Below are 10,350 nucleotides of genomic sequence, written 5' to 3'. Positions count from 1 at the left end.
CCGGGTCGCCAATGACGTGGTCCGCGTTTACGGCGTGGGCATCCAGCACAACTTCTGAGGGCCCAGACCACCGCGGGCAGGCCCGTCAAAAGGCTTATTCCCCGCAGAGGCCTTTTTCGACCATGTCGATCAGGCGTTGACCGATCTGCAGCATTTGCGGCCCAAGGATGGGACCCAGCGGGCCGTCTATGACCAGCATGGCCAGGCCGTGCACCGCCGACCAGGCGAGGAACTCGGCGCCGGGCCGGCGTTCGGGCGACAGCACACCGGCACTGACGAGCTTGTCGAGCGCGGCACCCAGCAGCTCGAAGGGGTCCAGGCCGCTTTGGCCTTTGCGCTCGGTATCCGCCGGCGCGCCCTGGGCCCGTTCTTTCAAATCGTCTGAAGGCCCAAAGGCCGTGCGGAACAGCCCGCTCTCCGCCTGTGCAAAACGCAGGTAGCCGGCGCCGACCGCGCGCACATTGGCCCGGGCGAATTCAGCGGGCGGCAAATCCCTGGGTAACGCAGCCAGTTCGGCCTCCATGGCGCGGGCCACCGCAGCCAGCGCCGCTGAGCGAACCGCGTAGAGCAGGGCCTGGCGGTTTTCGAAATGCCGATAGGCCGCATTGGGCGCAACGCCCGCACGCCGCGTGGCTTCGCGCAGCACCACGGCCTCGGGTCCGCCGGCACGGGCCAGCTCCACACCAGCTTCCAGCAAGGCACGCCGCAGGTCGCCGTGGCGGTAGGTGCTGCGGGGCGGCGGGACTGGCTGGGAAGGGCGCGCGCTCGACATGGCTTGTTACTTATTTATGTGGACAGCGTTCATTATCTTTGCTATTCTTTTGTGGACGGTGTACACAATACTGCTGATTTGGCCACCGCACAAGACCCGAAATCCGTTTTACGACTCTTCAGACGCTCTTCTTTCAAGGACCCAGACCATGCAGAAAATCACCCCCTTCCTGTGGTTCAACGACCAGGCCGAGGAAGCCATGAATTTTTATGTTTCGGTCTTCAGGAACTCGAAGATCACCATGCTGCGGCGCTACGGCAAGGAAGGCCCGGGTCCGGAGGGTTCGGTCATGACCGGCAGCTTCCAGCTCGAAGGCCAGGAGTTCATGGCGCTCAACGGCGGCCCGCACTTCACATTCACGCCGGCGATTTCGCTGTTTGTGGACTGCAAGACGCAGGAGGAGGTCGACGAACTCTGGGACAAGCTCTCGGCGGGCGGCGCGCCCAACCAGTGCGGCTGGGTCCAGGACAAATTCGGCCTGTCCTGGCAGATTATTCCCTCCGCGCTCGGCGAGATGCTGGGCGACAGGAACCCGGCCAAGGCGGGCGCCGCCATGAGCGCCATGTTGAAAATGCGCAAGATCAATATCAGGGAGCTCCAGGAAGCCTTCGACAGGGCCTGAAGCAGCGCCTGACCCCCCCTCAATTCATTCAAGGAGACACACGTGACCACCAAGATGTTTGTAAACCTGCCCGTGAAAGACCTGGTCAAATCAGTGAGGTTTTTCACTGCGTTGGGCTTCAAATTCAACCCGCAATTTACCGACGAAAACGCGACCTGCATGATCGTCAGCGATGAAAGTTTCGTCATGCTCTTGGTCGAGAACTATTTCAAGACCTTCACGCCCAAGCCGGTGAGCGACGCGCGCAAGAGCACTGAAGTGCTGATCTGCCTTTCCTGTGACAGCCGCGAAGCGGTTGACGAGATGGTCAGCAAGGCCGTGGCTGGCGGCGCGACCACGCCCAACAAGGCACAAGACCACGGCTTCATGTACCAGCACGGTTTTGAAGACCTGGACGGCCATCTCTGGGAGCTCGCCTGGATGAACGTGGAAGCCCACGCCGCACAAAAGAGCGCCTGACAGCAGACCTTACCTATCCCCACTTTTCCTCACCCATCCATTGCCAACACAAGGAGTGAATCATGCTAGTGCAGTCCTACCTCTTTTTTAACGGCCGCTGTGAAGAGGCCATCGAGTTCTACCGCAAGGCGCTTGGCGCCGAAGTGAAGATGATGATGCGCTTCAAGGAAAATCCCGAACCCATGACCGAAGGCTGCGGGCCCGACGGCGGCACCATCCCGGGCGAGAACATCATGCACGCCAGCCTCAAGATCGGCGAGACGGAAGTCATGGCTTCTGACGGCATGGGGCAAGGCAACCCGGAGTTCAAGGGATTTTCGCTCTCGCTGACTGCGGCCAGCGACGCCGAGGCACAGCGCCTGTTCAAGGCGCTGAGCGACGGTGGCAAGGTAGAGATGCCGATGATGAAGACCTTTTATGCGTCATCGTTTGGCATGGTGGAAGACCGCTTCGGCGTGTCGTGGATGGTGATCAAGCCTCTGCCCATGCCTTGACGGATTCACCGCATGAAGCTCTATTACTCGGACACGCTGAACCCGCGAAAAGCCTGCGCCGTCGCCAGGCACTTGAAGCTGCCGGTGGAATTCATCCGCGTCGCACTGGAGAAAGGCGAGCACCGCACGCCGCAGTTCCGCGCGATGAACCCCAACGCCAAAGTGCCGGTGCTGGTGGACGGCGCCACCACGCTGTGGGAGTCCAACGCCATCATGTGTTACCTCTCGGAGAAAGCCGGATCAGACCTGTGGCCGCGAGACGCACGCCAGACCGAGGTGATGCGCTGGCTGATGTGGGACGCCACCGAGTTCGCGCCCGCCGCAGGAACGTTTTATTTCGAGCACATCATCAAGCCGCGCTTCCAGCAACGCGAAGCCGATCCGGCCGAGATTGCGAGGGTGACGCCCCACTTCGAGCGTTACGCCGGCGTGCTGGACGCGCATCTCAAAGGTCGGGGGTACCTTGTCGGCGACGCGCTGACCGTGGCCGACTTCGCGGTAGCCATCACCTTGCCGTATGCCGAAAAAGCTCACTTGCCGCTTGAGAATTTTCCCGAGATCCGGCGCTGGCACGATCGGCTTGACCAGCTGCCGGCCTGGCGAGAGCCCTTCCCGGAACTGCAGGCCGCCTGAAGGGCTGCCATCCGCCGCTCAAGAGTCGAAAACCGACGGGCGCTCGCGCACCTGCCAGCTTTCGCTTGCCCTGAGTCCCACGGAGTCAGGCAACCCTGCCGCGCAGGAAAACCCCTTGTCCCGGCTTTTTCCGCCTTGCTCTATAGAATGATTCGGGTCTCTTCTGGCGCCGCATTCCGGCGCCGCTTTCTTGTCAGGATGCCGCGTGCAACCCATTATTTCCATCCAGCAACTCAGCAAAACCTACGCTTCGGGCTTTCATGCGCTCAAGTCGGTAGACCTGGACATCCAGCCCGGCGAAATCTTCGCCCTGCTCGGGCCCAACGGCGCGGGCAAGACCACCTTGATCAGCATCGTCTGTGGCATCGTCAACCCGAGTTCGGGCAGCGTGACGGCCGACGGACACGACGTCGTTCGGGATTACCGCGCCGCCCGCGCCAGGATTGGCCTGGTACCGCAAGAACTTTCGACCGATGCTTTTGAGACTGTCTGGTCTACCGTGAGCTTCAGCCGCGGCCTGTTCGGCAAGCCGCCCAACCCGGCTTACATCGAAAAGGTACTGCGCGACCTTTCGCTGTGGGACAAGAAAGACAGCAAGATCATGGCGCTTTCGGGCGGCATGAAGCGCCGGGTATTGATTGCCAAGGCGCTGTCGCACGAGCCCACCATCCTGTTCCTGGACGAGCCCAGTGCAGGCGTCGACGTCGAGCTGCGCAAAGGCATGTGGCAGATGGTGCGGGAACTGCGCGACAGCGGTGTCACCATCATCCTGACCACCCACTACATCGAGGAAGCCGAAGAAATGGCCGACCGCATTGGCGTGATCAACAAGGGCGAGCTGATTCTTGTCGAAGACAAAACGGTGCTGATGCGCAAGCTGGGCAAAAAGCAATTGAGCCTTCAGCTGCAAACACCGCTGCAAAGCATTCCGCAGGCGCTGGCAGGGCTGCCGCTTGAGCTCACGAAGGAGGGCCATACCCTGGTCTACACCTTCGATACACAAACCGAAGAAACCGGCATTGCCTCCCTGCTGAAGCAGCTGGCCGAACTCGGCATCGACTTCAAGGACCTGCATTCAAGTGAAAGTTCGCTGGAGGACATCTTTGTGAGCCTGGTCCATGCCGGCAAACCGTCCACCGCAAAGGAGGCCGCATGAACTGGCACGCCATTCGCGCCATTTACCGCTTTGAGATGGCGCGCACCTTCCGCACGCTGATGCAATCCATCGCCTCGCCGGTGATCTCGACCTCGCTCTACTTCGTGGTGTTCGGCGCGGCCATCGGTTCGCGCATGGGCGACATCGACGGCATCGGCTACGGCGCCTTCATCATCCCCGGTCTCGTCATGCTGTCCCTGCTCAACGAGAGTATTTCCAACGCGGCCTTCGGCATCTACATGCCGAAATGGTCGGGCACGATCTACGAGCTGCTGTCGGCGCCGGTGTCGTCCATGGAGGTGGTAATGGGATATGTGGGGGCGGCGGCCAGCAAGTCCGTCCTGTTGGGTCTTTTGATCCTGGTGACGGCGCGCCTGTTCGTGCCGTACAGCATTGCCCATCCTTTCTGGATGCTGTGCTTCCTGCTGCTGACCGCACTGACTTTCAGCCTCTTCGGGTTCATCATCGGGCTGTGGGCCGACAACTTCCAGAAGCTGCAGGTCGTGCCGCTGATGGTGGTGACACCGCTGACTTTCCTGGGTGGCGCGTTTTATTCCATCAACATGCTGCCGCCGCTGTGGCAGAAAGTCGCCCTGTTCAACCCTGTGGTCTACCTGATCAGCGGATTCCGCTGGAGCTTTTACGGCGTGGCCGACGTCAACGTGGGCATCAGCGTGGCGGCCATCATGGGCTTTCTGGGGTTGTGCCTGGGCACGGTGTGGTGGATCTTCCGCACGGGCTGGAAGCTGAAGGCCTGAGCAACGGGCCAGCGCCTGGAGGGCGGGGCAGGGCGCAAGTGCAGAACGGTGAACGCTATTATTTTTATAGCTGCTTGCGCTCGCCGTATAAGGGCTACGGCATATTTTCCTGGTAGGCAGCCGGAAAATGCCCTGGTTAACTGGCCCGTGTACAGCTTGAAAGTGCGGAGGCAGGCCCCATATCTGTTCGTCAGATTTCTCGAAAATTACACGCCAGAAAGGCTTTTTCATGCCTGCCAATCCCGTCGCAAGTCTCACCGCCAATTCCACCGCAACTTCCGCTGCCCATCCCGTCGTCCAGGTCAAGCCGCTCGGCTTTCCATGGGCCACGATTGACCCCTTCCTTTTTTGCGTCTACCACGACGACGCCTACCCCAAAGGCAATGCGCAGATGGGCCCGGACGCTTCGCTCGCCGGGCGCAACATAGGCCAGGACTTTGCCCGCAAGGACGGCTGGAATATGTACCACGGCAGCACGGTGCCGGGATTTCCCGCGCACCCGCACCGCGGCTTCGAAACCGTGACCATTGTGCGCAAGGGACTGATTGACCATTCCGATTCCCTGGGTGCGACGGCGCGTTTTGGCCGCGGCGATGTTCAGTGGCTGACGGCCGGCAAAGGCGTGGTCCATTCCGAGATGTTCCCGTTGCTGGACCCGCAAAATCCCAATCCACTGGAACTGTTCCAGATCTGGCTGAACCTGCCAGCCGCCGGAAAAATGAGCGAGCCGCACTTCACCATGTTCTGGTCGCAGGATATTCCGCGCCTGAGCATCAAGGATGCCGAAGGCCGCGGTACCGAAGTGGCTGTGATTGCGGGCCGCATGCAAGACACGCAAGCCACGCCGCTGGCGCCGCCCCCTGACTCGTGGGCATCGCAAGCCCAGGCCGACGTAGCGATCTGGACGATCCGCATGGCGCCGGGCGCACGCTGGACGCTGCCCGCCGCAACAGGCGAAGGCACCCGGCGCCAGCTGTATTTCTTCAAAGGACAGTCGGCGGTGATAGGCGGCCAGAGAGTGAACGCCGACAGCGCCATTGAACTGCGCGCCGATGTGGACGCGGAGATTGTCAACGGCGCAGAGGAAGCCGAGTTCCTGATGCTGCAGGGCAGGCCGATTGGCGAGCCGGTGGTGCAGTACGGCCCGTTTGTCATGAACACGCAAGCCGAAATCGCACAGACCATGGCGGACTACCAGCGCACGCAGTTCGGCGGCTGGTCGTTTGCCGACGACGCGCCGGTGCATGGGCGTGAGCCGGCGCGTTTTGCGCGGCACCCCGGCGGGCGCGAGGAGCGGCCGACGGCCAGCTGATGCCCGGCATGCGCGTGTTGCTATATTTTTAATAGCTGCTTGCGCTTGTCCTTCAACGCGCCGGGGCACTTTTACACAAATCCGGCTTTACCGGTCAGCCTTCCCAAAGTACCCCCTGCGGATCTCGGGTTTCGTGTATTTCACCCGGGGCTAGCCGCAGCAGACGCCTACACTCCGGCTCAACAAGGAGACGCCATGAGCCAGGAGCCCAACCCCCACGCGATCAAAAACGAAATGGATGCGCTGGCGCAGGCGTTCTTTCGCGCCGTTTCGTTTGAGCCGGGCGGCAAGCCACCCTACGGTGACATCCATGCGCTCTTTATCGACGCAGGCCTCCTGATCAAGAACACAGGAACCGCACCCGAGATTTCCAGCGTGCACGAATTCATCGCACCGCGGCAAGCCATGGTGGACAGTGGCAGCCTCACGCGCTTCAGGGAATGGGAGCTGTCGGAAACCACGCAAATCTTCGGCAACATTGCGCACCGCTACAGCGCTTATGGCAAGGTTGGCACGATGAACGGCGAAGCGTTCGAGGCTCGCGGCATGATCTCGACGCAGTTCGTCAGAACGCCCGAGGGTTGGAAGATGAGTGCGATGGCCTGGGACGATGAACGGCCTGGCTTGCGCTTGCCGGATTGACCGGCCACTCAGCCAGGCATCAAACCTGCGTCGACCGCCGCCTCGTCCAGCGTGGCGAAAGTCGTGTTGTGGCGGTCCGTCAACGGCCCGCCGCCAGGCACCAGGTGGCCGTCGGCGGTATAGCCAACCGCCTTGAACTTCCACACGCCGCCAATCAGCTTGAGCTGGCCCACCAGCACGCCGCTGTCCAGATGAACGCTCACCACTTGTTCGTTGAGTTTTTGGAGGATCAGGGGCATCGACATTGACCTTTCGAGGCGATGAGGTGGCTGGGTGTGCACGCACAAACCGCTAACAAAAAAAGCGCCCGGAGGCGCTTTTTATCTCGGCGATGTCGAAGTGATTACTTCGCCACCACGCGGACCATTTCCAGGCACTTGTTCGAGTAGCCCCACTCGTTGTCGTACCAGGCGACGACCTTGATGAAGGTGCCGTCCAGCGCAATGCTGGCGTCAGCGTCAAACACGCTGGTGCAGGTCTCGCCGCGGAAGTCGGTGGCCACCACCTTGTCTTCGGTGTAGCCGAGGATGCCCTTGAGTGCGCCTTCGCTTTGCGCTTTCATTTCTGCGCAGATTTCTTTCAGCGTGGCTTCCTTGTTCAGCTCGCAGGTCAGGTCCACCACCGACACGTCGGAGGTTGGCACGCGGAAGGACATGCCGGTCAGCTTCTTGTTGAGCTCGGGGATCACCACACCCACCGCCTTGGCAGCGCCAGTGCTGGAAGGAATGATGTTTTCCAGGATGCCGCGGCCGCCGCGCCAGTCCTTGTTCGACGGGCCGTCCACGGTTTTCTGCGTGGCGGTGGCGGCGTGCACCGTGGTCATCAGGCCGCGCTTGATGCCCCACTTGTCGTTCAGCACTTTGGCGACGGGCGCCAGGCAGTTGGTGGTGCAGCTGGCGTTGGAGATGATCGCTTCGCCCTTGTAGGTCTTGTCGTTGACGCCGAAGACGAACATCGGGGTGTCGTCTTTCGACGGCGCCGAGATGATGACCTTTTTGGCACCGGCGGCCAGGTGCTTTTCAGCACCGGCCTTGTCGAGGAAAAGGCCGGTGGACTCGAGCACCACGGTGGCGCCGATGTCGCCCCACTTGAGGTTGGCAGGGTCGCGCTCTTGCGTCAGGCGGATCTTCTTGCCATTGACGATCAGGGTGTTGCCGTCGACAGAGACGTCGCCTTCGAAGCGGCCGTGCACGGAGTCGTACTTCAGCATGTAGGCCAGGTACTCAGGCTCGAGCAGGTCGTTGATGCCGACGATTTCGATGTCGCCGAAGCTCTTGATGGCCGAGCGGAATACGTTGCGGCCGATCCGGCCAAAACCATTGATACCAAGTTTGATAGTCATCTGCTGTTGCTCCTGGAAGTTGAAATCTTGCTGAAACGGTTGGGCCGTGTACGTTTTATTCGTGCGCTTACTTGCGCAGCACCTTGCGTACGGTGCCGGCCACGTTCTCGGGCGTGAAGCCGAAGTGCTTGAACAGCACGGGCGCGGGCGCCGATTCGCCGTAGCTGTCGATGCCGACCACGGCTGCGCAGCCGTATTTCCACCAGCCGTCGGTCACGCCCATTTCCACCGCGATGCGGGGGATGCCTTCCGGCAGGACTTCGGACTTGTAGGCGGTCGTTTGTTTGTCAAACGTCGTGTTGCTGGGCATGGAGACCACGCGCACGGCGATCTTGTGGGTAGCCAGCAGTTCTTGCGCCTTGAGCGCGAGCTGCACTTCAGAACCCGTGGCAATGATGACAGCCTGTGCCTTTTTGTTCAGGCCGACTTCTGCCGGCTCGGCCAGCACATAGGCGCCGCGGCTGATTTCGCCGAGGTCGTGCTTCGGTGCGTACGGCAGGTTCTGGCGGCTGAGCAGCAGCGCGGTGGGCTTGTTCTTGTTCTCAAGCGCGACGGCCCAGGCCACAGCGGTTTCAGCCGTGTCGCCCGGACGCCAGACGTCGAGGTTGGGGATCAGGCGCAGGCTGGCGGCGTGCTCGATGGACTGGTGCGTCGGCCCGTCTTCGCCCAAGCCGATGGAATCGTGCGTGAAGACGTGGATGACGCGGATCTTCATCAGCGCGGCCATGCGGATGGCGTTGCGGCTGTAGTCGCTGAAGGTGAGGAAGGTGCCGCCGTAAGGGATGAAACCGCCGTGCAGCGCAATGCCGTTCATGATGGCGGCCATGCCGAATTCACGCACGCCGTAGTTGATATGGCGGCCGCCGGCGCTCACGCCTTCAGCGTTGGCCGTCAGCACGACTTCACCGTTCATGTCAAAACGCAGGTTGGGCGTGGACTTGGTGTTGGTGAGGTTGGAGCCGGTCAAGTCAGCCGAGCCGCCCAGCAGCTCGGGCAGGCCGGCAGTGAAGGCTTCGAGGGCCAGTTGTGAGGCCTTGCGCGAAGCAACGGTTTCGGCCTTTTCGTGCGCGCCAATGACGGTGTCCACCGCGAGTTGGGCAAACGACTTGGGCAGTTCGCCCTTCATGCGGCGGGTGAGTTCGGCGGCGAGCGCTGGGTGCGCGGCCTTATAGGCGGCAAATTTCGCGTCCCAGGCGGCTTCAGCGGCCAGGCCCTTGGCCTTGGCATCCCACGCGTCGTAGGTTTCCTTCGGCACTTCAAACGGTGCATGCGGCCAGTTGAGGGCTTCGCGCGTGAGCTTGATTTCTTCAGCGCCCAGCGGCTCGCCGTGGGCCTTGGCGGTGTTGGCGCGGTTGGGCGAGCCTTTGCCGATATGCGTCTTGCAGATGATCAGCGTGGGCTTGTCGCTGGACTTCTTCGCGTCTTCGATGGCCTGCGACACCAGTGCGGCGTCGTGGCCGTCGATGGGGCCCAGCACGTTCCAGCCGTAAGCGGCAAAGCGCACGGCGGTGTTGTCGATGAACCAGGGGGCGACCTGGCCGTCGATCGAAATGCCGTTGTCGTCGTACAGCGCGATCAGCTTGTTCAGCTTCCAGGCGCCGGCCAGCGCCGCGGCTTCGTGGCTGATGCCTTCCATCAGGCAGCCGTCGCCCATGAACACATAGGTGTTGTGGTCGACGACGGAATGGCCTTCGCGGTTGAACTCTTTGGCGAGCAGCTTTTCAGCCAGCGCCATACCGACGGCGTTGGTCAGGCCCTGGCCCAACGGGCCGGTGGTGGTTTCAACGCCGGGGGTGTAGCCGTACTCAGGGTGTCCGGGGGTTTTGCTGTGCAGCTGGCGGAAGTTCTTGAGCTCACTGATGGGCAGCTTGTAGCCGGTGAGGTGCAGCACGGCGTAAATCAGCATGGAGCCGTGGCCGTTGGACAGCACAAAACGGTCGCGGTCGAACCAGTTGGGGTTGTGCGGGCTGTGCTTGAGGTGGTTGCCCCAAAGGGCGACTGCCATGTCTGCCATGCCCATGGGGGCGCCGGGATGTCCGGAATTGGCTTGTTGAACGGCGTCCATTGCGAGTGCGCGGATCGCATTCGCCATCATTGGGGTATTGGCCATGTAGGCAGCTCCGGGAGGGGGAAAGATCAGGGGTAACCCGGTATTTTACC

The 10,350-nt window shown here is 61.6% G+C and carries 12 protein-coding genes; 8 read left to right on the top strand and 4 right to left on the bottom strand.

Translation table 11 applies throughout. The features are described from left to right. Window positions 1-94 precede the first annotated feature (94 nt). Window positions 95-772 carry a TetR/AcrR family transcriptional regulator gene (locus AC1D0Z_RS05905; RefSeq protein ID WP_477657308.1) on the bottom strand — a complete coding sequence of 226 codons (678 nt, stop codon included), beginning with the start codon at window positions 770-772 and terminating at the stop codon, window positions 95-97. 148 nt (window positions 773-920) lie between these two features. Here AC1D0Z_RS05905 and AC1D0Z_RS05900 point away from each other — a divergent pair, with 148 nt between their 5' ends. The 8 genes from AC1D0Z_RS05900 to AC1D0Z_RS05865 all read left to right on the top strand — a co-directional run bounded on the left by AC1D0Z_RS05900 (window position 921) and on the right by AC1D0Z_RS05865 (window position 6,848). Beyond that, the gene (locus tag AC1D0Z_RS05900; protein WP_477657307.1) at window positions 921-1,394 is read left to right on the top strand and encodes a VOC family protein; all 474 of its coding nucleotides are present in this window, start codon (window positions 921-923) and stop codon (window positions 1,392-1,394) included. A gap of 54 nt (window positions 1,395-1,448) precedes the next feature. Beyond that, window positions 1,449-1,853, top strand: a complete 405-nt coding sequence (locus AC1D0Z_RS05895; RefSeq protein ID WP_477657310.1) for a VOC family protein — start codon at window positions 1,449-1,451, stop codon at window positions 1,851-1,853. A 62-nt stretch (window positions 1,854-1,915) separates the two neighbouring features. Further along, window positions 1,916-2,347 carry a VOC family protein gene (locus tag AC1D0Z_RS05890; protein ID WP_477657306.1) on the top strand — a complete coding sequence of 144 codons (432 nt, stop codon included), beginning with the start codon at window positions 1,916-1,918 and terminating at the stop codon, window positions 2,345-2,347. Window positions 2,348-2,359: 12 nt separating this feature from the next. Further along, window positions 2,360-2,980 carry a glutathione S-transferase family protein gene (locus AC1D0Z_RS05885; protein WP_477657305.1) on the top strand — a complete coding sequence of 207 codons (621 nt, stop codon included), beginning with the start codon at window positions 2,360-2,362 and terminating at the stop codon, window positions 2,978-2,980. 205 nt (window positions 2,981-3,185) lie between these two features. Then, window positions 3,186-4,136 (top strand): ABC transporter ATP-binding protein, encoded by a 951-nt coding sequence (locus AC1D0Z_RS05880; RefSeq protein ID WP_477657304.1) that lies wholly within the window; start codon window positions 3,186-3,188, stop codon window positions 4,134-4,136. Beyond that, window positions 4,133-4,894 carry an ABC transporter permease gene (locus AC1D0Z_RS05875; RefSeq protein WP_477657303.1) on the top strand — a complete coding sequence of 254 codons (762 nt, stop codon included), beginning with the start codon at window positions 4,133-4,135 and terminating at the stop codon, window positions 4,892-4,894. The genes AC1D0Z_RS05880 and AC1D0Z_RS05875 overlap by 4 nt, the downstream gene beginning before the upstream one ends. 229 nt (window positions 4,895-5,123) lie before the next feature. Then, the gene (locus AC1D0Z_RS05870) at window positions 5,124-6,206 is read left to right on the top strand and encodes a pirin family protein (protein WP_477657302.1); all 1,083 of its coding nucleotides are present in this window, start codon (window positions 5,124-5,126) and stop codon (window positions 6,204-6,206) included. 195 nt (window positions 6,207-6,401) lie between these two features. Beyond that, complete coding sequence (locus AC1D0Z_RS05865) at window positions 6,402-6,848, top strand: hypothetical protein (RefSeq protein ID WP_477657301.1); 447 nt, start codon at window positions 6,402-6,404, stop codon at window positions 6,846-6,848. An 8-nt stretch (window positions 6,849-6,856) separates the two neighbouring features. Here AC1D0Z_RS05865 and AC1D0Z_RS05860 read toward each other — a convergent pair whose 3' ends face one another. The 3 genes from AC1D0Z_RS05860 to tkt form a co-directional block, all read right to left on the bottom strand. Next, window positions 6,857-7,087 (bottom strand): hypothetical protein, encoded by a 231-nt coding sequence (locus AC1D0Z_RS05860; RefSeq protein WP_477657300.1) that lies wholly within the window; start codon window positions 7,085-7,087, stop codon window positions 6,857-6,859. Between the two features lie 104 nt (window positions 7,088-7,191). Then, on the bottom strand, window positions 7,192-8,190 hold the full coding sequence (gene gap / locus AC1D0Z_RS05855) for a type I glyceraldehyde-3-phosphate dehydrogenase (protein ID WP_477657299.1): 999 nt from the start codon (window positions 8,188-8,190) through the stop codon (window positions 7,192-7,194). 67 nt (window positions 8,191-8,257) lie between these two features. Then, window positions 8,258-10,300 carry a transketolase gene (gene tkt, locus AC1D0Z_RS05850; RefSeq protein WP_477657298.1) on the bottom strand — a complete coding sequence of 681 codons (2,043 nt, stop codon included), beginning with the start codon at window positions 10,298-10,300 and terminating at the stop codon, window positions 8,258-8,260. Window positions 10,301-10,350 lie beyond the last annotated feature (50 nt).

The sequence above is a fragment of the Polaromonas sp. P1_E3 genome (genome assembly GCF_056405935.1).
This window is presented reverse-complemented; position numbering and strand designations above follow the sequence as displayed.

Bases quoted from the DNA above. Each gene is read 5' to 3' on its own strand.
- AC1D0Z_RS05885 (WP_477657305.1), top strand. From the start codon at position 2,360: ATGAAGCTCTATTACTCGGACACGCTGAACCCGCGAAAAGCCTGCGCC.
- AC1D0Z_RS05900 (WP_477657307.1), top strand. From the start codon at position 921: ATGCAGAAAATCACCCCCTTCCTGTGGTTCAACGACCAGGCCGAGGAA.
- AC1D0Z_RS05895 (WP_477657310.1), top strand. From the start codon at position 1,449: ATGTTTGTAAACCTGCCCGTGAAAGACCTGGTCAAATCAGTGAGGTTT.
- AC1D0Z_RS05860 (WP_477657300.1), bottom strand. From the start codon at position 7,087: ATGCCCCTGATCCTCCAAAAACTCAACGAACAAGTGGTGAGCGTTCAT.
- AC1D0Z_RS05875 (WP_477657303.1), top strand. From the start codon at position 4,133: ATGAACTGGCACGCCATTCGCGCCATTTACCGCTTTGAGATGGCGCGC.
- gap (WP_477657299.1), bottom strand. From the start codon at position 8,190: ATGACTATCAAACTTGGTATCAATGGTTTTGGCCGGATCGGCCGCAAC.
- AC1D0Z_RS05905 (WP_477657308.1), bottom strand. From the start codon at position 772: ATGTCGAGCGCGCGCCCTTCCCAGCCAGTCCCGCCGCCCCGCAGCACC.
- AC1D0Z_RS05870 (WP_477657302.1), top strand. From the start codon at position 5,124: ATGCCTGCCAATCCCGTCGCAAGTCTCACCGCCAATTCCACCGCAACT.
- AC1D0Z_RS05865 (WP_477657301.1), top strand. From the start codon at position 6,402: ATGAGCCAGGAGCCCAACCCCCACGCGATCAAAAACGAAATGGATGCG.
- AC1D0Z_RS05890 (WP_477657306.1), top strand. From the start codon at position 1,916: ATGCTAGTGCAGTCCTACCTCTTTTTTAACGGCCGCTGTGAAGAGGCC.
- tkt (WP_477657298.1), bottom strand. From the start codon at position 10,300: ATGGCCAATACCCCAATGATGGCGAATGCGATCCGCGCACTCGCAATG.